We start from the raw sequence: 21,830 nt of genomic DNA, 5'->3' as shown, positions 1-21,830 counted from the left end.
CCGGCGGCTAGCGTCATCTCGCGATGACGGCCCACGGCCTGCCGCAGATCGGGGCGGCAGCGGAATACGGCGATCTGATTGGATAAGAGCGCATGACTGACGAGATGTCAAATATACTTGAAAACGAGGCAGTTGATCCGTTATGTGTGCCTATGCCGGTTCCGGCGGGCAGACTCGTAGCCCACTCACCGGGCCACCGGGGTAGCTGGCACTGGTACGAAGACCACGCTCGTGGTACCAGTGAACTCGCCCGCGGTTTCGCCGAGCCGTGGGGAGGCGGAGAGCTTGCCTATCGGCTGGGGCGTGACCATGACACCGGCAAGGGGGCGTGCGCCTGGCAGGACGGGCTGGTCGAAGAAGCCACGTCCGGCCGGAAGGTCCACCGGCCCTCGCACAACGACGCGGGAGCGGTGCTCTTCGCCCGGGCTGCCCGGCAGAATCCGGTGCTGACACCGTTCGCTGGCGTCATCGAGGGGCACCACACGGGCCTATCTGCCTGGTCGAAGGTGAGGTCCCGGCTGAAAGCTCTGATGTGGGGCTCGGCCGAGGTGGACGAGGCGATCAGCCAGATCGCCAAGGTCATGCCGGAGATCCTGGAAGGATCGGCCCCCTCTGTCCCGGACTGGCTTGATCCGCGCGACAAGACCAGCGTGGAGATGCTGGTCCGCATGACCTACTCGGCCGTGGTCGACGCCGACCGGCTCGACACCTCGGCACACTTCAGGCCCGCAGCACTCCCCCGTCCCGACGTAAGCATGACGGAGCTGTGGGAGCGGTACGAGACCCGGCGCCAGGATGCCCTTGCCGAGCGCCGGCGTCGGCAGGAGCCCTCGTGGCTGGACAGACTCCGCGAAGACATCTATCAGGAAGCGATCGAATCCGCCGCGGAAAAGCCGGGTGTTTACCGGCTACACCTGCCGACCGGGGCTGGAAAGACGTTCACCGGCGGAGGCTTCGCGCTGCGCCATGCCGCACTGCACGGTCTGCGCCGCATCATCGTCGCAGTCCCGTTCACCTCGATCACCGACCAGAACGCGGCCGTCTACCGGGGCCTTCTGGATCCAGACCACGGGCCCCGGGTGGTACTGGAACACCACTCGGCCGTGAACTTCGAGACCGCCGACCCGCGGACGCCACGATCATCGGACAGGGCAGGAAACGCAGAGCAAGAGCGTGGCCGTCTCAACCGCTGGGCCAAACTGGCCACAGAAAACTGGGATGCCCCGTTCATCGTCACCACCACGGTCCGCCTGATCGAAACCCTCTTCGGCAACAGCCCATCCGCCACCCGCCGCCTTCACCGGATAGCGGGCTCCGCCATCGTCCTGGACGAGGTCCAGTCCCTCCCTGACCATCTGCTGACACCGATCCTGTCGGGACTGCGCGAACTCGTGGAGCACTATGGAGTCACGCTTGTACTGTCCTCCGCGACGCAACCGGAACTCGCCGCGCTCAACCCCTGGCAGACCGGCCTGCGGCAGCGCGACATCGTCGCCAACCCCGCGCCGATCTTCAAACGACTGCGCCGGGTCCGCTACGACTGGCGCACCGGACCGCACGTGACGCTGGGGAGCATCGCCGCAGAGGCCGCCGAGCACGGGCACGCTCTGGTGGTAGTCAACGGAACCAAGGATGCCAGCATGGTGCACAAGAAGTGGCTCGGCGACCACGAGGAATGTCCCCACACCCTGCACCTGTCGACCCGCATGACCGGCGGCCACCGCAAAGAGACCATCCAGGAGACAAAACACCGCCGGGCAGCCGGCCTGGACACACTCCTGGTGTCGACATCGCTGATCGAGGCCGGAGTCGACCTCGACTTCCCACGCGGATTCCGCGCCAGATCACTGCCGGAGTCCGAACAGCAGGCAGCCGGACGCATCAACCGCGAAGGGAACCTTGCAGCCGAGGACAGCGTCATGACCATCTTTGAACCGACCGACGGTCTCCAGCCACACGTTATCTACAACCGGTCTGGCATCGCCGCAGCATCCCGCCGCTTCGGCGAAGGGTTGGCAGACCCCGACGATCTGGACAAACTTCGTTCCTACTACCAGCACCGCTACCAACTCCAGGCCGGACGTACCTCCACCGATCCGAACGGAGCCACCGGAGAAGCCATCGAGGCACTGCGAGAAAAGCTGGACTACCCGGAAGTCGCTCGGAGAATGCGGGTGATCGACAACGAGCAGTCGGTGGCTGTCGTCGTTATCCGCTCCCAGCTCACTGAGAACGACCGGCAAGCCGCCCAGAAGGCCGTCGAACAACTCCGCAACGGAGTACCGACACCAGAGACCTTCCGCACACTCCAGGACCACATGTCCTCCATCCCGCAAAAAGAACTGGAGACAGCGATCAGCGCCGGTCACGCCCTCGAAATCGCCGGCGACCTGTATGAGTGGACAGGCCCCTACCACCCGCAACGCGGGATCGAACCACCTGCGTAGTGCACTGGGCCAACGCTGGGCCTCGCTCACCTTTCTCGACAACCGAGGATCGCGCCCCCTAGCCGAGCGCGTCATCGGTATTCTCGGGAGGTGGCGGTCGCCCTCGGGGCAACCGTGTATCGCAACGGTGCGCTGCGAGCGACGTACCGCGTGGCGGTCGTTCTCCGGGATGGCCGAGGATCCCAACGTCCCCCACGGACGCGATGTGCGTTGGGTCGTGTTGTGGCGGTCGTCTTCTGGGACGGCCGAGGATCGCAGCAGTCGTTTTCCCGGATTTCTCCGCCGGGCGAGCTTCGCTGGCGGCCGTCCTTCGGGGCGACCGAGGATCGCAATTACTTCGGCCGGCCGATACCGCGGTGTGGTGCACAAGTGGCGGTCGCCCTGCAGGACGACCGAGAATCGCAACACACACAACCTTGGCCTCGTCCCGGTCATCAACTGAAGGTGGCGGTCGCCCTTCGGGACGGTCGAGAGTCGCAACTGATCTGCCGACATGGCCGGTTTGGCCTACTAGCGTGGGGGCTGTCCGCCAGGATGGCCGACGAGGAGGCAACCTCGTCTGGAGCCGGCGGGGGGCAGTGCGGCGCTTTGCGGTCGTCTGCCCAACGCTCCTTCGGGTGGCGGTCGTCCTGCGGGACGACCGGGGATCGCAACGTGCCCGTCGTCTCGTACAGGCTCCTGCCGATGAGGGCGGGGGCGGCCGTCCTCTGGGATGGCAGAGAATCTGGCCAGCGAGTGGCGGTCGCCCTCGGGAACGGCCGAGGATCGCAACTACGCGACTCGCAACCTCTCGTGCAGCCGATAGGCGCCCCGTATGGTGGCCGTGGCGGTCGTCCTCCGGGATGGCCGAGGATCGCAGCCTCGGTCTCTACCTGGCTACCCGGCAGGGGGCCAGCGTGGCGGTTGTCCTCCGGGACGACCGAGGATCACAACTTGTCGCGGTCGACGCCGTAGAAGTCCTGCGGGTCACGTGGCGGTCGTCTTCCGTGACCGAGAACCGCAACAGGGCGACCGGCGCCGGACAGCCTGCGGGATAGTCGGGGGGCGAATCGTCCTCTGTGACGGTCGAGGATCGCAACGGGTTGGAGACGCGGCTGGATGCCAAGCAGATTCAGCAGTGGCGGCTGTCCTCAGGGACAGCCGAGGATCGCAACTCGTCGCCCAGCAGCCGCATCGCCCGGTCCGCGGTGGTGGCGGTCGTCCTCCAGGGCTATCGAGGATCGCAACGCCAACGAAAAGACCGCGTAACGCGTCGTCGAGCGCGCGGCGGTCGTCCTCTGGGACGGCCGAGGATCGCAACGGCATGTGCCCGGCCAAGCCCTGCACGTACAGCAGGTGGCGGTCCTCCTCCAGAGCCGACCGAGGACCGCAACCTTGCCTGCCTGGTGGCAGCATCCGCCGCTGTCGACGTACCGGCTGTTCCCCGGGATGGCCGAGGATCGCAACAGCGTGACCGATGCGTCCGCGAGCAACAGAAGCCGTCGCGGCGGTCGTCCTCCGGGACGACCGTGGATCGCAACCACGTGGTGGCCGTGCCGTCCATGCTGATCGTGCCATGTGGCGGTCGTCCTCCGGGACGGCCGAGGACCACAACTACTTCGGCCAGCCGAACCTGGCGGTGTGTGGGGCAGAAGTGGCGGTCGCCCTTCGGGTCGGCCGAGGACCGCACCCCCGCATCCGCCGTCTCGGACGCGCCCAAGCGGATCGTGGCGGTCGTCCTCCGGGACAGCCGAGAGTCGCAACGTCCCGCCGCTGTGGCTGATGGAGCAGTACATCGATGTGGCGACCGTCCTACCAGATGGTCGAGAATCGCAACGTCGCTGCCGTATCCGTACGCAGGCCGGCGGTGAGCTGTGGCGGTCGTCCTGCGTGATGGCCGAGGATCGCAACCACGTCGTCGCGGGCCCGATCGTCGACAAGGATTGCAACGCCTGGTCGAGCTCGGCGTCGTGGGCCTGCTCCGTGGCGGTCGTCTTCCGGAACGGCCGAGGATCGCAACTCCGAGGTCGGATTCAAGTGGAATGCCGACGGCCTGGTGGCGGTGGTCCTTCAGGGCGGCCGAGGATCGCAACTGGGTACGCGTTGGCTGTGACGTAGGGCCTCAGCTGGGGAGGTCGTCTTCCGGGACGGCCGAGGATCGCAACACCCACTGGTCCGTCGGCCTGGACTCGTGGTTGGACGTGGCGGTTGTCCTTCGGGACAGCCGAGGATTGCGAACGAGATCAGTGGGCGGCGTGCGCAGCCGCGGACAGGAAGCGGTGGTCGTCATACGGGACGACCGAGGGCCGCAACGTGGTGCCCGACCTGTCAGCGGTCAAGTAATTCGGCTCTGGCGACGATCTTGTGATCGGGCAGTGCTCTGGGCCCCCGTCCTCGCAGTCGCCGGTGGTGTTCGGCATCATGAGCGGATGTCGAACACCGCAGCCCGCTCTGCTCTTCTCGATCACCTTCGCAAGACGCTGCCGGGTCGCGTCATCGACGAAGTCCCAGGAGTCGATGGGCCCATCGAGGAACGCGTGCCCGGATTTCGGGTGTTCCGGGTTCATCCCGCGCATCCTGGCGATTGGTGGCTGTATGTGACGTCAGGTTGCTGGGAGGCAGCTCAGCGTGACGGTCACGGGGTGGAGTTCTTCCTCGCGGCGCCACGCGACGAGTGGCTCAACCTGGAGAGCCTCACCATGAACGCGTACTACCACTGCGGGCCGGCCCACCAACGACTCGATGTCGGGCACACCGTTCCGATCGGCAGACCATGGCTCGACAACTCGGAATGCGATCACTACTTGGTGAGCCTGCCCTATCCCTTCGGTCCGGAATTCGAGATCTGCAAGTGGAACGGAGGAGCCCACGCCCAGATCCTGTGGCTGCTGCCGATCACCGCGGCCGAGAAGGACTTCCGCCGGGAGAACGGCCTTGAGGAACTTGAGGCTCGATTCGAGGAGCACGCAATCGACCCGACTGATCCGAAGCGAGCCTCCGTGGCCTGAGCGGCCGTAGCCGGCGAGGACACAGAGGGCGACGCAGCCTGCTCAGGTCATCAGAAGGATCCGTTTGCGGAGCAGATCAAGGTTGGCGCGACCATAACCCTTCCGCTTGATCAGCTTGATTCGCGTGACCTGTCCCTCGACCTGGCCAGACAGTGCGTGGACAGGCCGGCGGTGACCGCGTCCAGGTCCCTCTTCATGCCGTTGACCAGGGAATGCAGGGCGGGCAGGTCGTCTGCGAGGACGCGGTCCATCCACGCAGGCAGATCCTCGCCCCGCAGATCGCGCATCATGTCGGCGAAATCGCGAACGTGGCCTGCGGTGGCGTCGAGGTGTGGGCAGGCGGCCCGGATCTCTTTGAGCTCGGCCGCGTCGGTCTCGGCGAGGTGCCCGGGGTTGGTCATGATCCAGCGGACGACGCGCCGGGGTTTCGGGGTAGGCCGCAGCTCGAGAGCAGGCGCGGGCGGGTTCTTCGGCTTGGGACTGTGCGGCTTCTTGAAGGGGCGGAAGTAGCGGCGGACGCACTGGATGTCTCCGGCGAAGCCACGTGCGCGCAGTTCGCAGTGCAGCTGCTGGAGGTCATGGCAGCCTTCGCGCCAGCGTTGGTGCAGGTAGGGCTTGTGCACGTCCAGGATCGATGCCCGGTTGGTGGCCTTGACCAGCAGTTCGTCGAGACTCTGAGCGCGAGCGAAGCGCCGTACGGTCGAGTGGTCCAGCCGCAGCTGGCGGCCAATCGCGGCCAGGGACTTGCCCTCGGAAAGCAGCTGCTGCACCGCCGTGTACCGCTCGGTGGTGCGGGCCACCAGCCGCCTTGGGTGGCCGAGGACGTCCCGGGTGCCGTCCGGCGGGACGAACGAGGCCCCTTCAGGCGGTGGCTCCGCCGTCCCGCTGGGTGCCGTGGCGGACTCCGTGACGGCCGGGGGTCTTGTGAACGCCTTGCGGATGCACGGGTGATGGGCGCCGACCGTCTTCTCCACAGCTTCGGCGAGGTTGCGCAGCAGGTGCCAGGTGTCTGCCACTTGCCGGGCCTGCGGAGCCCCGCTCCGGGCACCTTCGGCGTAGGCGCCGGCCCGGTCACGGCAGATCACCTCGATCTCGGGGTGACCGCGCAGCCAGTCGGCCAGCGGCTCGGCGTCCCGGCCCGGCAGTACATCGACCGGGCGCCGGCCTTCCAGGTCCACCAGGATCGTGGCGTACGAGTCGCCCTTGCGTAACAAGTCGTCCACCCCGAGGACCCGCACGCTGAACGGTGGCAGTTCGGGCAACCCGCGGAGAAGTGCAAGGAGCTTGTCCTTGGCGACGCGGATGCTCAGCGTGGCCGCGAGCCGTGCACCCGGCCGGCCCGCCAGAACAGCGGCGATCGAGGTAAGCAGCGTGCGCAGCAGCGGCGTGTACCGGGCATGTGGGCTGGTCAGCCCTTCGATCTGCTCAGCGAACGTCACTGCTGGACACTGCGGATTGAGGCACTTGAACCGGCGCACCATGAGTTCGATCACCGCTGGGGCTCCGCCGACGGGCGCGTCAGCGAGCCGGCGCGCGTACCGGCCGTGCACACGCCACGACACCACCCCGCATCTTGGGCACCTCGCCGACGGCACCGCGGAGTGGGCGCGGAACGTGGCCGTTCCGGCCGCACGCTCGATCGACTCGACCACCACACCGGGTAAATGCGGCAGCAACCGCCCCAAACCCCCTGAACCGCACACCCGGTAGATGCCCCGATCAGGCAGGTGACGTCACAAGATCCCCGACAGAGCCGAATTGGCTGACCGTCGACACGACCAGCTGGCGTCGCCGGCCACAGGTGGTGGCGGTCGTCCGCGAGGACAGCCAAGGGTCGCCATTGCTCCGGCGCCAGATCGTGCTTCGGAACCCCAAGTGCACGCGCGACACGCGAACCGCACCGAAGCCGAACAGTCCATTTAATCCGGTTTGTCTCACATCAGTGGTTTTCCAGGAAGCACCGACTACAGTGATCTCGCTGGTCGACCAGCGTGGCGGTCGTCCTCCAGGGCGGCCGAGGATGGCAACCGCTGGCACCGTGACTGGCTGGTCGTCACCAGCGAGGGGTGGCGGTCGTCCCTCCGGGGCAACCAAGAATCGCAACACCGGGTGCCCCGGCGGCATTGGAACCCTCTACATCGGTTGCGGCCGTCCTCCAGGAGGGCCGAGAATCGCAACACCAAGAGCGTCACCACCACGCCACTGCAGGTGCTGGTGGCGGTCGTCCTCCAGGGCGGCCGAGGATCGCAACGACCTGATGGCGCTGGCCTGACACCACGGCGCCGAGGTGGCGGTCGTCCTCCGGGGCGGCTGAGGATCGCAACGCCGCGTAGGGCCCGTATCCGTCGGACAGGGTTCCAGGTGGCGGTCGTCCTCCGGGGCGACCGAGGATCGCAACATCCACGGGGACTCGGTCTGGACGTGCATCCGGCTGGTGCCGGTCGTCCTCCGGACTGCCGGCAGATCGGCACTCATCAACGAGACCCCTCCTCCCCGGCCCCTGCCGGGGCCGGGCTCAGAGGTGTCCACCACTCAGGGACAGGTCCCAACTTGCCGACGCGGGTTCGACTCTGTTGCTCGATTCGTCTGGGCTCGGGGACCGCAGATACGCAAGGGCGGATCACCCGATTATTGACGTTCTGGTGATGAGGCTGTCCGAACCAGATGCTCAGGGATAAGTTGCGGGCCGGCGGATGCGGCGTGGGTGGCAGCCCGGCTGAACGAGGCGCCTGGAGACCCGTTGCCGCGTTTGCAGGCCGTTAGCCTGTCGGTATGTCAGAGCGTGTCATCCCCGGTCGCACAGACGGCCTGATCACCCTGGGTATCGCGGACGCTCTGTGGGTCAATTTGACGGCCGACAGCGCTGTGCCGACGGCGTCTGGGGCATTCACCTGCTCTCCTGCCCATGCCCGGGTGGGGTACGTCCTGCTCGGCGGCCATGCGGTGGCGACGGTGAGCGCGAGCAGCGGTCAGTGGACTGTTCCGGAGGCTGAGGTGCGCCGGGCAGCCGCGAAACTGAACGCGGTCGGGATGGACCGGCAGGACCTGGTCCGCATCGGTCCGTTCCGTGGGGCGCCGAGGCAGGAGTGCAACGAGGAAACGCCGCTGCGTTGGCGCCGGCGCATCACGCGGGAACTGCAGGAACTGCACGGCCCCGAGCGGGCAGCACGACGTGAAGACGGCCGGCCGCACCATCTGGCGGGGATCGACTGGCGACAGATACTCGTGGAGCAAACCAGCGACGGGACGCAGCGGACTTGGTGGCTGCCGCGCGCTGTGGTCAGGCTGCTGGATGCGGCCGAGCACACCGAAACGCAGTGGGTGCAAGCCGCGCGGACCCGCCAGGCCAGCGCAGCCGCCACCGAGCCAGCCCACCACCCCCAGCAGGCCCGAGCCTGCGACAGTCGGCAGACGACGACCCCCGAGGGCCCCACCGCCTCACTGCACCCGTACAACAAAGAGCTGGAAGGCCAGCTGTACTCGGTGCTCAGCAGGAAGCCAGGCACCTCCCGCAGGGTGGCCGGATGGGCGTGCGCCGTCTGCCACACTGCGCCCGCCGCAGTCCTCGACCACTGCCACGAACACGGCTACGTCCGCGCCCCCGTCTGCCAGTCCTGCAACACACTAGAACGCCCCGACCACCTGTACAGCAACGACATCCGCGTGGCGAACCGCTACACACGCCTCTTCCACACCGACACCGACGACTGGCTTCGCCACTGGCACCGCTGCCCCGGCTGCCGCGCACGCACCACCCTGCCCCTGCCGCACCTCGCCGCATGGACCGCCCACATAGCCTGCCGAACGCTGCGCCCGAGCCACCCCGCCTCCCGGGGTCGCAAGCCCTGCGGTGTCCTGCGCGTGTCCTGGACGGGCAGTCAGAACGCGCCCCTTTCCTGCCTGCTCACTGTCGCCGTCGACTTCTGCCCCTCCGGCGAGCACCGTGTCCTGGCGCAAGTCCCCTACCGCGAAGCCGCCGAGCGGTTTCGCATCTGGTTGGCCGAGACGGCGCCTGCCGTGGCCTCCGCAGCTGGCCCTGACCGCTTGGACGGCCTCCCTGCCCGGTCCCGGCCAGTCATCGCGGACACCAGCGGCGAGGGCCTAGCACTGTTCTGAGCGAGCACCGGGAGACCCACACGGTCACCCTGCGCGCCCCAGGGAAATGCGATGTCCCCAACGGTCAGAAGGGGCGTGCACGTGCGTATCGCTGAGCGATGATGTTTAACAGAATGACCGAGCTGATCGGGGGATCTGCCATGCATCTGAGCCGAGTTGCGGTGAGCGGCCTGCGGGCGAGCGCAGAGACTCCAATGAGTTGCACCCTTCCCGGCAGATTCAGTGTGCTGATCGGTGCGAACGGCGTCGGCAAGACCACGCTCACAGACGCGCTCTACCTCGCGCATCCCGGAAGCCGGTTCCCGTGCTGCCACGGCCGACTTCAGCTGTACTGGCACCGCCTGACGCAGGCGTGGAGCGCAGCATCGACATCACCTATGCGCTGGGAGAGACCCTCGAAGCGGAAGAGCGGCTTGGCCGTGAGCTTCGTACCACGGGCCGCCGTCGCCTCGGCGGAGACGCTGAATCTTGGAGTGTCTCCCTGCACCGACAGGTGGGAACGGTTACTTCCCGGCTGGCCAACAAGCACGGACTTGCCCGCAAGTTAGACAAGTTCAAACTGATCTACCTGCCCGCCTGGCGCCATCCGCTGGACGAACTGGCCCGGCGCGAGGCACGCATTCTGGTCGAGCTGCTGCGAGGCGACAGCAGGAACTCCACGGCAGTCGCAACCTGGTAGCTCTACGGGCCCGCGCTTCCCGGTTGCTGGAGGACCTTGCTAAATGCCTTGCGTGGTCGAGGGTCGTAGGGGTCGTACAGAGGCGAAAGAGTGGCTCCTGCCCGTGGGAGTTATCGGGACTTTCCTGGGACTTCCGGCCGCATCAGCCAGTACGAGCGTGAAACAACCGAAAGGGCATTCATGCAGGTCAACGACCTGCGACGGCCAGACCCCGCAGGTCACGGCGTTGGCTGGTCTCTTCCGGGACAACTGATCATCAGGAACGAACAGCCCCGTGCAGAGGGTCGCCCAGCCTCGGCACCCATCGGTATCTCCGGAAACCGCTCGCGCCTGGGCACCCAAGGCGTAACGGGCCGATCTTGCCGCTCACAAGCAGTCCATCGACCAGCACCGTGGTACGGACAAGGCGATAGACGTGATCGCTGATACACCACTCGGCGGGACGTCATCCCGCGCCGGCGTCCCACTGCTCCAGCTGACGGTCAACGGACCTCGGTCCAGCAGGGAATGGGCTCATAGGCCCAGTGTCATTTTCCCGGCACTCAGATTCCCGGCCGTGTGCTTCCCAGCCCCCCACTCACCCTGGGTAGCAGCGAAAGAACGGCCGTCGACGGCAGGAGTCTTGTGGAACCCTCCTGAAACTTCCGGCTGCGTCAATGGACATGGCAGTGAAACATCCGAATGACCGCCTACCGCCGTCCGACTCGGCGGCAACATAGCCCGGGAACGCCGGTTAGCAAACCGGCGTTCCCGGAGACGATTAATGCACCAACGTCCGCACCCGAGCACAACCACAGATCGAAGCGATGACGAAGGCGCGTCGCCGCTGCCTGCTGGAAATCCGCCGCGCGTTCTCCGTTCGCGAACTGTGCTGTCCGTCTCTGGACTCTTCCGCAGATCCGTCTAGTGTTCCGTACTCCCCGGAGAACAACCGCACTTGCTCAATGAACCGATAGCAACCATTGCCAACGCCGAACCGCATCGCGAGAAGGAGTCCACAGCGGACCCTGAAGTTGCTCACCATCATGCCGTATCACCTGATAGCCGAGCGCTTCTTCTCACCAGCGCCTGGTATTCAACCCGTGACCTCGCTGCCTGCCTGAGAGTCGACGCCTCAACCCTGCGCCGCTGGCGCACCGCCCAGCCACCTCAAGGGCCGCCATTCGTCACGGTCTCGGAACGCGTCGTCATGTACAGCGTCCTTGACGTCGAGGAATGGCTGCGCCACCGACGTACCGTCCCGACCAAGGGACTCAATGGCCGATAAGACCAACGTTCCTGTCGGTGTCCGGCTCTCAACCGATATCGAGTACCGTCCTGACCGCCCCACTCCGTATCGGGCGCGTGTCCGGTGGACCGATCCGACCAGCAAGCGCCGCCAGTCGCTGTCCGAGGGAAAGGACAGCAAAGAAGAGGCGCAGGAATGGCTCCAGGCCATCATCGAGGCCGCAGAGGCCAGCCTGAGCCCGTCGCTGGCCACCATGAAGCTCGCCGAATACGGCGAAGCGAACATGGATCTCGCCCTGCGCGGCCTGGAGTTGAAAACGCTGGACCCCTACCTGTCGGGGTGGCGGATGCGTGTTGTCCCCGCCCTGGGCCACCTCGCGGTGCGGATGATCACCAATGGTGTCGTCGACCGCACCGTGCAGAACTGGATCGCCGACGAGCACAGCCGCTCCACAGTGAAGAACACGATCGCCGTCCTGGTCCGCGTCATGGAGCAGGCAGTCCGTGACGGCATCATCAAGGTCAACCCCGCCCGGGTGACTGGCTGGCAGAAGCTCTACAAGCAGGCCGAGGACGAGCTCCTCGACCCACGGGCGCTGGCCCTGCCCGACTGGAAGACCCTTGTCGCGCTGGCCGACGCTCTCGTTGCCGCCTCCCACGACCAGTACCGCGGCTGGGGAGACGTGGTCGTCTTCGCCGCGTGCACTGCCGCACGGATCGGCGAGGTCTCAGGCTGCCGCGTCGGGGACATCGACACCAACCAGTGGATCTGGACCGTACGGCGCCAGACCACACCCGCGCCCGGCGGGCTGACCGACAAGGGCACCAAGGGCAAGCGGGCCCGCAAGGTTCCCATCATCGAGGAGATCCGTCCCCTCGTCGCTCAGCGTGTCCTGTCCGCTGGCCCAAATCCCGATGCCCGCCTGTTCACCGGCCCCCGCGACGGACGCATCTCCACCGCCGTTCTGCGCGACGCGACACACTGGGACGACGTGGTCACTAAGCTCGGCTACGAGCACCTGCGCCGCCACGACCTCCGGCACACCGGACTGACCTGGTTCGCCGACGCCGGAGTCCAGGTACACGTCCTGCGCCGGATCGCCGGCCACGGCTCTCTGGCCACCACCCAGCGCTACCTACACCCCGACGTACGCAAGATCACGGCCGCCGGGGCGGCGCTCTCCGCGCACCTCAGCGTGCTCCGCGCACCTCGCTCGCTGCCGAGCCCGATCGTCGTGACCCGCTGACCACGGTCAAGGGCGCTGGTCCCCAACTGGTCCCCAAGCACGGTCAAGGGCCGGTTTCGGAATCCTCCGAAACCGGCCCTGACCTGCGACTCTCGCAAGTCGGGACGACAGGATTTGAACCTGCGACCCCTTGACCCCCAGTCAAGTGCGCTACCAAGCTGCGCCACGTCCCGTTGCGTTCTCACCCGGGGTGTCCCGTGTGATCACGCAGGTCAACCCTACCGCACCTGTGCGGGTGCCCGGGTCGTCCCCGGCATGGCGGGGATCGTCGTAGGGCCGGGGCGGCGGGCCGGGACGAGGAGGGCGGCGCCCGCCGCGGCCAGGCAGAGGAGGGCGAGCAGGGCCCAGCCGTGGGTGTAGCCGGAGCCGTAGGGCAGGCCGGAGGGCTGCAGGCGGCCGGTGACCAGGACGCTGGTGAGCGCGGCGCCGATGGATCCGCCGATGGTGCGGATGTTGGCGTTCATGCCGGTCGCGGCGCCGGTCTGCTCGGGCGGGACGCTGCCGACGACGAGGTTGGCCATGGCGGCGAAGGCCAGTCCGATGCCCAGGCCGAACAGTGCGGCGACCACGGCTATCTGCCACTGGGCGTCATGCCAGAGGGTGAGGAATCCGCAGGCCAGCGCACCGAGTGCGGCACCGGTGGTGAGAAGCGCCCTGGCGCCGACGCGGGGCTCCAGGCGCCCCGAGAGGATGCCGGAGAGGAACATCGCCAGCAGCATCGGCAGCATCAGGAGCCCCGAGGCGGTGACGCTCGCGCCGAAGCCGTAGCCGGCCGTGGACGGCGTCTGGACGAAGCCCGGCAGGAAGGACCAGATCGCGTACATGCCCGCACCGAAGAGCAGGGCGGCGGCGTTGGTCGTCCATACCGTGGGCAGCCGCATCACGCGCAGGTCGATCAGCGGGCTGCGGGAGCGGGCCTCGGTCGTCACCCATGCGGCGAACAGGACGGCGGCGGCGGCGAACAGACCGAGCACCTTCGGCGAGCCCCAGCCCCACTGCCCGGCCTGGCTCAGTGGCAGCAGCAGGGCCACCAGCCAGGCGGAGAGCAGCCCGGCGCCGTACCAACCGACCTTCCCCTGGGCGCTCTTGGGCGATTCGGGGACGTAGCGCAGGGCGATGAGGGCGGTCGCGGCGACGATCGCCACGGGGATCCAGAAGAGCCAGCGGTAGTCGAGCGCGGAGACGATCGGCCCGGCGGCCACCATGCCGACCCCGCCGCCGGCCGCGATCACGGCGGAGAGGTTGCTGATGCTGCCGCTGATCTCGGCGGGTGCGAACTCGTCGCGGATGATGCCGAAGGACAGCGGGAACAGGGCGCCGCCGACGCCCTGCACGACGCGGGCGACGATGAGGACGCCGATGTCCGGGGCGAGCGCGGCGATCAGGCAGCCGGCGAGGACGGTGAGCAGGACGGCGACGAGCGTGCGCTTCTTGCCGACGAGGTCGCCGACGCGCCCGAGGATCGGGGTGAAGACCGAGGCGGACAGCAGGTAGGCCGTCATCACCCAGGTCGCGGTCGACTGGGAGGTGTGCAGGGCGTGCTGGACGGTCGGCAGGGCCGGCGCGATCAGCGACTGGAGCATGGAGAACACGCCGGCACCGGTCGCGAGAACCGCGAAGGTGAGGCGCGTGGACCTGCGGGGCATGAGGGAGCCTCTCCGGGTGGGAGCGCTGGGATGGGTGAAAGGGGCCTTGCTGCCGGGCACGTCTGCCCAGGGCGGAGCCGCCCCCGCACTGCTAAAGTGGAGGTACCCCTCCACTCTAACGGAGGCACACCTCCGGTTCAACTGAATCGGATGCGCCCCTCCGGTTCAACTGAAGTCCGGTTCAACTGAAGTCCGGTTCAACGGAAGCCGGTTCATCGATTCCCTCTGGGAGGCAGCAGTGACGGCCACGCCGTTCCCCGTCGGCGAGATCGTGGCGGCCCGCCGGCCCCAGCGCAAGGACGCCGCCCGCAACTTCGACGCCCTGCTCGCCGCCGCCCGGGAGGCGTTCGCGGAGCACGGCTCGGACGCCTCCCTGGAGGACATCGCCCGTCGCGCGGGCGTCGGCATCGGCACCCTGTACCGGAACTTCCCCACCCGCCGTGAGCTGTTCGAGAGCGTCTACGCCGACGAGGTCAACGCCCTGTGCCGGGCAGCCGTGGAGCTGGCGGACCTGGAGCCGTGGGAGGCGCTGACGGCCTGGCTGGACCGGTTCGCCGGCTACATGGTCACCAAGCGCGCGGTGCGCGAGGCGCTGAACGACGAGTCGGCGATCTTCCAGACCTGCCGCGATTCGATGTACTCGGCCGGCGGCCCCCTGCTGGAGCGCGCCCAGCAGGCGGGCGTGGCCCGCACGGACATGGACTTCACCGACCTGGTGCGGATGGTCGCCGGCATCACGGCCACCGCGTTCGACGACGACGCCCAGCGCGACCGGGTCCTCGCGATCGCCCTGGACGGCGTCCGCACCGGCCGCTGATCCCGCCATCGGGCAGGAGCCGCCTACTTGATCAGCGCGTTCGCCACCACCACGATCATCCCGAGCAGTGCGTCCCCCGCCCCGATGAGCACGGCCTTCGGCCACCGCCGCGCCGACCAGCGGGCGGTGAGGAGCCCGAGTACGAAAAGGATCACGGTGTTGAGGACGAACGCCGCGTACTCGACGCCCTTGGCGGGGAACCACCCCAGCCGCGCGCCCGCGAGCAGGAGGACCGTGGGCAGTACGGCCGTGACGAGCGGCCACTCGTCCCGCATCGCGCGCAGCGCCTCCCACCGGCTGTGGGGGCGGCGCTCGGCGACGTAGTGGGCGTAGCCGTGGGCGAGGGCCGAGGCGAGCGCGGTCACCAGCACCCAGGCGGCGTCGTAGCCGCGGACCGTGGCGGACGTGTGCCCGTACTGGGTGAGCGCCGCCACCATCGAGCTGGCGAGGACGGCGCCGTACACCCCTCCGAACAGGACGGCCTCGCGGGTGTCGTGGTGCCGGGGCGGTGCCGGGCCGGCCGCCGTGGAGTCAGCCATGTTCCCCACGATCACCCGCGCCGCACCCGCCCGCCAGTCCGACGGACCGACGAAGTGTCCTCCCACCAGCCCCGATGCTCCACACACTGTCGGCCGCGGGGGGTGCGTGACCCTGGTTAGGGTCACCGCATGACGCACAGCTTCGCGCTCCACATCCCCGACGCCGCTCTCGAACCCGAGCCCCTCGACCCGGAGCAGATCGTCTCCGGGAACCCGGAGGTCACCGGGAAGGTGGTCTGGGAGTCGCCGGACGGCCGGCAGATCCGCGGTGTCTGGCAGATCACACCGGGCGTGGTCACCGACACGGAGGCGGACGAACTGTTCGTGGTGATCAGCGGTTCGGCGACGATCGAGGTCGCGGACGGGCCGACGCTGCGGGTGAGTCCCGGCGACATGGCGGTGCTGCGCGCGGGTGACCGTACGACGTGGACCGTGCACGAGACACTGCGCAAGGCGTACGCCATCAACCTCTGAGTTCCTCGCAGGGCGGCGCCGTGGTGCCCCGCACCTCCAGCGTCGGTACGGCGAGGTGGACGCGTCCCTCGCCGTCCGGCCGCTCGAACCGGTCGAGCAGGCAGCGGGCGGCGCGCCGCCCGATCCGGTACGGCGCGGTGTCGACCGTGGTCAGCCAGACGTGCCGCAGCCGGGAGATGCTGGTGTTGTCGTAGCCGGCCACGGAGAGGTCGCGCGGCACCCTGAGGCCCAGCTCCTCGGCTGCCGAGAGAGCGCCCACCGAGGCCATGTCGTTGACGGCGAACAGGGCCGTCGGCCGCTCCGGGCGGCTGAGCAGGCGTACGGTCCCCCGGTAGCCGCCTTCCTCGGTCAGGTCGCCCGGCTCGACGACCGGTTCGGCACCGTGGGCCCGCATCGCCGCCTCGAAGCCCTGCCTGCGCAGTGCGCCGACCGCGCCGTGGCCCGCGAGATGGGCGATCCGGCGGTGGCCGAGGCCGAGCAGGTGCTCGGTGGCGAGCCGGGCCCCGTGCTCGTCGTCCCCGGCGACGAGGTCCACGCCCTCCGGCCGGGGCTCACGAGCGCCGGCCACGACCACCGGCATCCGCCGCGCGAGCGCACCGAGACCGCCCGCGTCGGGGACCGTGCCGACGATCACCAGCCCGTCGACGCCGAGGTCCAGGAACGGTTCGGCCAGATCGTGCCCGATGCGCCGGTTCAGCCGGGCGTCGGCGAGCAGCATGTGCAGACCGGCGTCGTGCAGCAGGGAGTTGAGGCCGTCGAGGAGGTCGACGAACCAGGGGTTGCGCAGGTCGTCCAGGAGGACGCCGACCGTCCGGGTGCGCTGTTCGCTCAGGCTGCGGGCAGCCGCGTTGGGCCGGTAACCCAGCTCGCGCACGGCCCGCAGCACGGCCTCCCGCTTCTCCGGGCTCACCGGTCCCGAGCCGCGCAGCACCAGCGAGACCAGCGACTTGGACACTCCGGCCCGGTCGGCCACGTCACGGATCGTCGGCGGTCTCATGGCATGGACCGTTCCATGCGGCGTGCCGCCCTGTCAAAGGGTTGACACCCTGGCCATGTCCGCACAAAGGTGGCCTGGACAGAGCATGGACCGGTCCAAACGACTGTCGTGAAGGGGCTGTCATGGTGGATGAGCTGGGCGTCGCCGTCGTCGGGTTCGGCTGGATGGGCCGGGTGCACACCCAGGCGTACGCCCGTCTCCCGCACCACTATCCGCAGCTTCCCCTGCGCCCTCGGCTGATCACGGTCGCCGAGGAGGTGCCGGGGCGGGCCGAGGAGGCCGCCGGGCGGTTCGGGTTCGCCACCGCGACCCGCGACTGGCGCGAGGTGGCCGCCGACCCGCGGGTGCGGGCCGTCAGCATCACCGCCCCGAACTTCCTGCACCGGGAGATCGGGGTGGCGATGGCCGAGGCGGGCAAGCACATCTGGATCGAGAAGCCGGTCGGGCTGACCGCCGACGACGCCCGAGCGGTCGCGGACGCCGTCGCCAAGGCCGGCGTGCAGGGCGCGGTCGGTTTCAACTACCGCAACCCGCCCGCCGTCGAGGCCGCCCGCGATCTCATCGCCTCCGGCGAGATCGGCGCGGTCACCCACGTCCGCATCCGGCTGTTCAGCGACTACGCGGCCCATCCGGACGGTGCCCTGACCTGGCGGTACGAGCGGGCGCGCGGCGGCAGCGGGGTGCTCGGCGACCTGGCCTCGCACGGCGCCGACCTGGCCCGCTTCCTGGTCGGCGACATCGCGTCACTGACCGCAGACACCGCGATCTTCCTCCCCGAGCGCGCCCGGCCGACCGGCGCCACCGCCGGCCACGCCCTCGCCTCCGGCGGTGCACCCGGGCCGGTAGAGAACGAGGACTATGTCAGCTGCCTGCTGCGCTTCGCCTCCGGCGCGCGTGGGGTCCTGGAGGCCTGCCGGGTCTCGGTCGGCGAGCAGAACAACTACGGCTTCGAGGTGCACGGCACGAAGGGGGCGGTGTTCTGGGACTTCCGGCGGATGAACGAGCTGGCGGTGAGCCGGGGGGCGACGTACCAGGACCAGCCGGTGAGCACGGTGTACGTCGGGCCGGGGGCCGGTGAGTTCGCGGCGTTCCAGCCGGGGGCGGGCAATGCGATGGGGTACGACGATCTGAAGGTGATCGAGGCGTACCGGTTCGTGCGGTCCGTTGCCGAGGGAACGCCGTACGGCGCCACGCTCGCGGACGCGGTTCGCTGCGCGGCTGTGCTGGATGCGATGACGCTTTCCGCCGGGCGGGGCTGCTGGGTGGAGGTCGAGTCAAGCTGAGCTCTCGGAAGGGGTGTGCCACGACATGCCGTCAGACGTCTGCATCGCCGCCGTGGTTGATCGCGCGCATCCCCGCGCCCCTTTGGGGCGCTGTTCTGCGGGGCGCTTGCCTGCTCAGCTCTTTCACCCCCGCGGTCAGCGCCTCGACCACCGGTCCCGGCGGGATGTCGGCGTCGGCAGTGGTGCGGGCCAGAAGGGGAAGTTCCACCTGGACTCCGCCCAGGCGGGTCAGATTGACCGGGTTGCGGGGGTGCACGCCGCGCAGGCCGGCCGGGATCGCCGCGAGGTCGACGACGGCCGGGAAGTGCGGGGCATGGGCGGTGAGCGCCTCGGCGAGGACGTCGGCCGCGTCCCGGTGGCGTCCGCCGAGGAAGACGGAGTGCGGCGCCTCGGGGCGCATATGGCCGTGCAGGGAGACGGTGAGGGAGACCCGCTGGAGGAACTCGCGCAGCAGCGCGCAGTGCTCCGGCGCCATGCGCGGGGACGGGATGTGCACCGGACGCCGTACCCCCGGCTGGGTGAAGACGAGGCTGGTGGCGCCGCAGCGACGGGCCACCGTCGCGGCGAGCTGGGCCGTGCCCCCTTCGTTGCTGCCGTGCAGGGCGAGCAGCCCGACGCCGCCGCGGCCCGGTACGAGGGTCGCGACCATCGGGACGCCCTCGATCTCCATCTCTTCGGTGCGTGCCATCGCTTCCCCTTCAGCCGTCCGTCGGCGCGGGCATGTTGTACGGCGTGACGACCTGGATGGCCGACGGGAGCAGCGGGCCGGCGGGCGGCAGGGCACCGTGGTGGCGCATGACCGCGTGACAGGCCTCGCGCAGATCGTGCCGCAGGTCGTGGTGGAGTACGGCGGACAGCCGGTGCTCGCGCAGCAGCCGGGTGTTGTCGTGGTCGAGGTCATGGGCGACGAACACCGCGCACTCCCGGCCGGCGTCGGCGAAGGCGCGCAGGGTGGCGTCGTTGCCGCCGCCGATGGAGTACACGGCCCGGATCTCCGGGTCGCGTTCCAGGGCGGCGCGGACCAGGTCGTACTGGGTGGCGTCCAGGCCCTGGCCCTCGGCGATCTCCACCAGGGTGCGCTGCGGGTGCCGGGCCCGCATGACGCTCCTGAAGCCCATCTCGCGCTCCTCCTCGTTGCGGAAGAAGCCACTGCTGAGGCTGGTGAGGACATTGCCGGGCCGGTCGCCGAGCCACTGGCCCATGAGGTAGGCGGCGGTGGCACCGGCGGCCCGGTTGTCGCTGCCGGCGTAGCCGAGCCGGCCGCTGGCGGGCAGGTCGGTGACCAGGGTGACGACCGGGATGCCGGCCGCGGTGAGCCGGCCCACGGCGGCGGTGACCTCGGGGACGTCCGGGGCCTTGAGGATCACGCCCTGGGAGCCGCGCCGGGCGATCCGGTCCAGCGTCCTGACCTGCTCGGCGGCCGGTCCGGTCTCGCGGAAGTGGAAGCGGGAGCGGACCACCGCCGGGTGCAGGGACGGCAGTTCGGCCTCCAGGGCGGCGCGCACGGCGGTGCTGAACCGCTCGGGGGCCTGTACCACGATGTCCACCATGAAGGTACGGCCGACCAGCCGCACCTGGGTGCGCTGCCGGTCGAGGTCGGCGATGGCCCGGCGCACCTCCCGCTCGGTGCTCTCGCGCACCCCTCCCCTGCCGTTCAGCACACGGTCCACGGTGGCCTCGCTGAGGCCCGCCTGACGTGCGATCTCCCGGATGGGGAACGGGTGGCCCATGGCCCGGCTCCTTGAGGGGTTTTTGATGGCTGCCTGCTGGTTGTTCGAGGGGTTTGTACTGACAAGAATGGCAGGGCTGCGCCGCTCCTGTCACCGAAAGAGGGACACCGATGTCCGTCGCCGCCGTATCCACCCGTGTCCGGCTGTCCGGGCAGGGCTGCGACCTGGAGGCCTTGCGGGCACTCGTCGACCGGTCGACGGACCTCGCGCACCATCCGCACGCCGCCGCGGTGACGGACAACGTTCCGGTGTACGAGGAGGGGGAGCGGCTGCGGGAGGCCGGCGACCACTTCGCCAGGCCGGGCGCCGGCGACCGGGTGGGGAACGCACTGGATGACCGCGACGGAGGGCGAGGACGCCACCCAGCGCGTCTTCCACGGCGCGGGCGGACGGCTGGCGGGAGCAGGCCGCGGCGAGACTGCCGATGGGCAGGCTGGGCCAGCCGGACGAGATCGCCGACTTCGTGGTGTTCCTGCTGTCCGACCGGTCCGGGGTGGTCACCGGTCCGGTGATCGACTGGGACCAGAACGTGCTGGGCCCCCTCGACTGACCTCCCTCCGGAAACCTTCGCACTCAAGGAGCAGCATGCGTATCGGAATCCTCGGCCTCGGCCGCATCGGCGCCTTCCACGCCGAGACCCTCGCCGGACTGGACGCCGTCGAGTCGCTCGTCGTCGCCGACCCGTTCGCGGACGCCGCCAAGGCCGCCGCGAAGCGGTTCGGCGCCGACGTCGCGGACTCCCCGGAGGCGCTGCTGGCGGCCGGGGTGGACGGCCTGGTCGTCGCGGCGGCAACCGACGCCCACCCGGCGCTGATCCGGGCCGGGGTCGAGGCCGGCGTCCCCGTCTTCTGCGAGAAGCCGGTCGCCCGCACCATGGCGGAGGGCGTGGAGGTGCTGAACGCCGTACGGGACAGCGGCGTGCCGATCCAGATCGGCTACAACCGGCGCTTCGACGCCGGCTTCACCGCCGCGCGGGCCGCCGTCCGGACGGGCGAGCTGGGCAAGCTGCACACGGTCCGCTCCACGACCCTGGACCCGGCGCCGCCGCCGGCCGCGTACATCGCCGCGTCCGGGGGCATCTTCCGGGACTGTTCCGTGCACGACTTCGACATCATCCGCTGGGTGACGGGCCGTGAGGTCACCGAGGTGTACGCGGTCGGCGGCAACCGGGGCGCCGACTACATCAGGGCGGCGGGCGACGCGGACACCACCGGCGCGATCCTCACCCTGGACGACGGCACCCTCGCGGTGGTCTCCAACTCCCGCCACAACGCCCGGGGTCACGACGTCCGCATGGAGCTGCACGGCTTCACGGACTCGATCGCGGTCGGCCTGGACGACAGACTCCCGCTGCGCTCGGTCGAACCCGGTGTGACCTTCCCGGCCGGCACCCCGCACGACTTCTTCATGGACCGCTTCGCGGACGCCTACCGCGCCGAACTCACCGCGTTCACCGAGGTCGTGTCCGGCGCCCGCCCCTCCCCCTGCACCATCGAGGACGCCCTGGAGGCGGGCTGGATCGCCGAGGCCTGCACCCTGTCCCTGCACGAGCACCGGCCGGTGACGCTGGCGGAGGTGCGGGGAGCCTGAGAGCCGGGCTTCGGGAAACCGGTCCGCACGGCACGGGCGCGGGCGCCGTAC

The 21,830-nt window shown here is 69.2% G+C and carries 16 protein-coding genes, 1 tRNA gene and 1 pseudogene; 11 read left to right on the top strand and 7 right to left on the bottom strand.

The features are described 5' to 3' along the window. Positions 1-92 precede the first annotated feature (92 nt). The gene (locus ABZ624_RS32340) at positions 93-2,447 is read left to right on the top strand and encodes a CRISPR-associated endonuclease Cas3'' (protein WP_360096979.1); all 2,355 of its coding nucleotides are present in this window, start codon (positions 93-95) and stop codon (positions 2,445-2,447) included. Between the two features lie 2,408 nt (positions 2,448-4,855). Continuing rightward, positions 4,856-5,434: a suppressor of fused domain protein gene (locus ABZ624_RS32335; protein WP_360096976.1), complete on the top strand. Its 579-nt coding sequence runs from the start codon at positions 4,856-4,858 to the stop codon at positions 5,432-5,434. Between the two features lie 110 nt (positions 5,435-5,544). Here the strand turns inward: ABZ624_RS32335 and ABZ624_RS32330 are convergent, their stop codons facing one another. Continuing rightward, a complete protein-coding gene (locus tag ABZ624_RS32330; RefSeq protein ID WP_360097089.1) occupies positions 5,545-7,086 on the bottom strand; it encodes an ISL3 family transposase in 1,542 nt (513 codons plus the stop codon). 1,120 nt (positions 7,087-8,206) lie between these two features. On the opposite strand from ABZ624_RS32330, the gene ABZ624_RS32325 reads away from it, so the two are divergent. The 4 genes from ABZ624_RS32325 to ABZ624_RS32310 all read left to right on the top strand — a co-directional run bounded on the left by ABZ624_RS32325 (position 8,207) and on the right by ABZ624_RS32310 (position 12,703). Then, positions 8,207-9,550 carry an endonuclease domain-containing protein gene (locus ABZ624_RS32325; protein ID WP_360096973.1) on the top strand — a complete coding sequence of 448 codons (1,344 nt, stop codon included), beginning with the start codon at positions 8,207-8,209 and terminating at the stop codon, positions 9,548-9,550. A 352-nt stretch (positions 9,551-9,902) separates the two neighbouring features. After that, entirely contained in the window at positions 9,903-10,229 is a 327-nt protein-coding gene (locus ABZ624_RS32320; RefSeq protein WP_360096970.1) for a hypothetical protein, read from the top strand. Between the two features lie 937 nt (positions 10,230-11,166). Beyond that, positions 11,167-11,496 (top strand): helix-turn-helix domain-containing protein, encoded by a 330-nt coding sequence (locus tag ABZ624_RS32315; protein WP_360096967.1) that lies wholly within the window; start codon positions 11,167-11,169, stop codon positions 11,494-11,496. After that, positions 11,486-12,703 carry a site-specific integrase gene (locus tag ABZ624_RS32310; protein WP_360096964.1) on the top strand — a complete coding sequence of 406 codons (1,218 nt, stop codon included), beginning with the start codon at positions 11,486-11,488 and terminating at the stop codon, positions 12,701-12,703. Before ABZ624_RS32315 ends, ABZ624_RS32310 begins: the two co-directional genes overlap by 11 nt. Positions 12,704-12,802: 99 nt before the next feature. Here the strand turns inward: ABZ624_RS32310 and ABZ624_RS32305 are convergent. Both ABZ624_RS32305 and ABZ624_RS32300 read right to left on the bottom strand, forming a co-directional pair. After that, a tRNA-Pro gene (locus ABZ624_RS32305) sits at positions 12,803-12,876 on the bottom strand. Between the two features lie 45 nt (positions 12,877-12,921). Continuing rightward, positions 12,922-14,349, bottom strand: coding sequence for an MFS transporter (locus tag ABZ624_RS32300; RefSeq protein WP_360096961.1), 1,428 nt, complete (start codon positions 14,347-14,349; stop codon positions 12,922-12,924). A gap of 238 nt (positions 14,350-14,587) precedes the next feature. Here ABZ624_RS32300 and ABZ624_RS32295 point away from each other — a divergent pair, with 238 nt between their 5' ends. Further along, on the top strand, positions 14,588-15,166 hold the full coding sequence (locus ABZ624_RS32295) for a helix-turn-helix domain-containing protein (RefSeq protein WP_360096958.1): 579 nt from the start codon (positions 14,588-14,590) through the stop codon (positions 15,164-15,166). A gap of 23 nt (positions 15,167-15,189) precedes the next feature. Here the strand turns inward: ABZ624_RS32295 and ABZ624_RS32290 are convergent, their stop codons facing one another. Next, positions 15,190-15,705 carry a hypothetical protein gene (locus ABZ624_RS32290; protein WP_360096956.1) on the bottom strand — a complete coding sequence of 172 codons (516 nt, stop codon included), beginning with the start codon at positions 15,703-15,705 and terminating at the stop codon, positions 15,190-15,192. A 129-nt stretch (positions 15,706-15,834) separates the two neighbouring features. Here ABZ624_RS32290 and ABZ624_RS32285 point away from each other — a divergent pair, with 129 nt between their 5' ends. After that, positions 15,835-16,179: a cupin domain-containing protein gene (locus ABZ624_RS32285; RefSeq protein ID WP_360096954.1), complete on the top strand. Its 345-nt coding sequence runs from the start codon at positions 15,835-15,837 to the stop codon at positions 16,177-16,179. On the opposite strand, the gene ABZ624_RS32280 is transcribed toward ABZ624_RS32285, so the two are convergent. After that, positions 16,169-17,176 carry a LacI family DNA-binding transcriptional regulator gene (locus ABZ624_RS32280; protein WP_360096951.1) on the bottom strand — a complete coding sequence of 336 codons (1,008 nt, stop codon included), beginning with the start codon at positions 17,174-17,176 and terminating at the stop codon, positions 16,169-16,171. The two genes, ABZ624_RS32285 and ABZ624_RS32280, sit on opposite strands and share 11 nt — an antisense overlap. Before the next feature lie 122 nt (positions 17,177-17,298). On the opposite strand from ABZ624_RS32280, the gene ABZ624_RS32275 reads away from it, so the two are divergent. Beyond that, entirely contained in the window at positions 17,299-18,459 is a 1,161-nt protein-coding gene (locus tag ABZ624_RS32275; RefSeq protein WP_360096948.1) for a Gfo/Idh/MocA family oxidoreductase, read from the top strand. 31 nt (positions 18,460-18,490) lie between these two features. Here the strand turns inward: ABZ624_RS32275 and ABZ624_RS32270 are convergent, their stop codons facing one another. Both ABZ624_RS32270 and ABZ624_RS32265 read right to left on the bottom strand, forming a co-directional pair. Then, entirely contained in the window at positions 18,491-19,147 is a 657-nt protein-coding gene (locus tag ABZ624_RS32270; protein ID WP_360096945.1) for a poly-gamma-glutamate hydrolase family protein, read from the bottom strand. Between the two features lie 10 nt (positions 19,148-19,157). Next, positions 19,158-20,189: a LacI family DNA-binding transcriptional regulator gene (locus tag ABZ624_RS32265; RefSeq protein ID WP_360096942.1), complete on the bottom strand. Its 1,032-nt coding sequence runs from the start codon at positions 20,187-20,189 to the stop codon at positions 19,158-19,160. Positions 20,190-20,525: 336 nt separating this feature from the next. Between ABZ624_RS32265 and ABZ624_RS32260 the strand changes: the two are divergent. Next, a pseudogene (locus ABZ624_RS32260) lies at positions 20,526-20,739 on the top strand (SDR family oxidoreductase); the annotation flags it as partial. Between the two features lie 35 nt (positions 20,740-20,774). Further along, positions 20,775-21,779 carry a Gfo/Idh/MocA family oxidoreductase gene (locus ABZ624_RS32255; RefSeq protein ID WP_360096939.1) on the top strand — a complete coding sequence of 335 codons (1,005 nt, stop codon included), beginning with the start codon at positions 20,775-20,777 and terminating at the stop codon, positions 21,777-21,779. Positions 21,780-21,830 lie beyond the last annotated feature (51 nt).

Source organism: Streptomyces sp. NPDC007205 (genome assembly GCF_040634095.1).
Lineage (GTDB): Bacteria > Actinomycetota > Actinomycetes > Streptomycetales > Streptomycetaceae > Streptomyces.
This window is presented reverse-complemented; position numbering and strand designations above follow the sequence as displayed.

Bases quoted from the DNA above. Each gene is read 5' to 3' on its own strand.
- ABZ624_RS32335 (WP_360096976.1), top strand. From the start codon at position 4,856: ATGTCGAACACCGCAGCCCGCTCTGCTCTTCTCGATCACCTTCGCAAG.
- ABZ624_RS32265 (WP_360096942.1), bottom strand. From the start codon at position 20,189: ATGGGCCACCCGTTCCCCATCCGGGAGATCGCACGTCAGGCGGGCCTC.
- ABZ624_RS32300 (WP_360096961.1), bottom strand. From the start codon at position 14,349: ATGCCCCGCAGGTCCACGCGCCTCACCTTCGCGGTTCTCGCGACCGGT.
- ABZ624_RS32275 (WP_360096948.1), top strand. From the start codon at position 17,299: ATGGTGGATGAGCTGGGCGTCGCCGTCGTCGGGTTCGGCTGGATGGGC.
- ABZ624_RS32340 (WP_360096979.1), top strand. From the start codon at position 93: ATGACTGACGAGATGTCAAATATACTTGAAAACGAGGCAGTTGATCCG.
- ABZ624_RS32255 (WP_360096939.1), top strand. From the start codon at position 20,775: ATGCGTATCGGAATCCTCGGCCTCGGCCGCATCGGCGCCTTCCACGCC.
- ABZ624_RS32270 (WP_360096945.1), bottom strand. From the start codon at position 19,147: ATGGCACGCACCGAAGAGATGGAGATCGAGGGCGTCCCGATGGTCGCG.
- ABZ624_RS32285 (WP_360096954.1), top strand. From the start codon at position 15,835: ATGACGCACAGCTTCGCGCTCCACATCCCCGACGCCGCTCTCGAACCC.
- ABZ624_RS32280 (WP_360096951.1), bottom strand. From the start codon at position 17,176: ATGAGACCGCCGACGATCCGTGACGTGGCCGACCGGGCCGGAGTGTCC.
- ABZ624_RS32325 (WP_360096973.1), top strand. From the start codon at position 8,207: ATGTCAGAGCGTGTCATCCCCGGTCGCACAGACGGCCTGATCACCCTG.
- ABZ624_RS32290 (WP_360096956.1), bottom strand. From the start codon at position 15,705: ATGGCTGACTCCACGGCGGCCGGCCCGGCACCGCCCCGGCACCACGAC.
- ABZ624_RS32310 (WP_360096964.1), top strand. From the start codon at position 11,486: ATGGCCGATAAGACCAACGTTCCTGTCGGTGTCCGGCTCTCAACCGAT.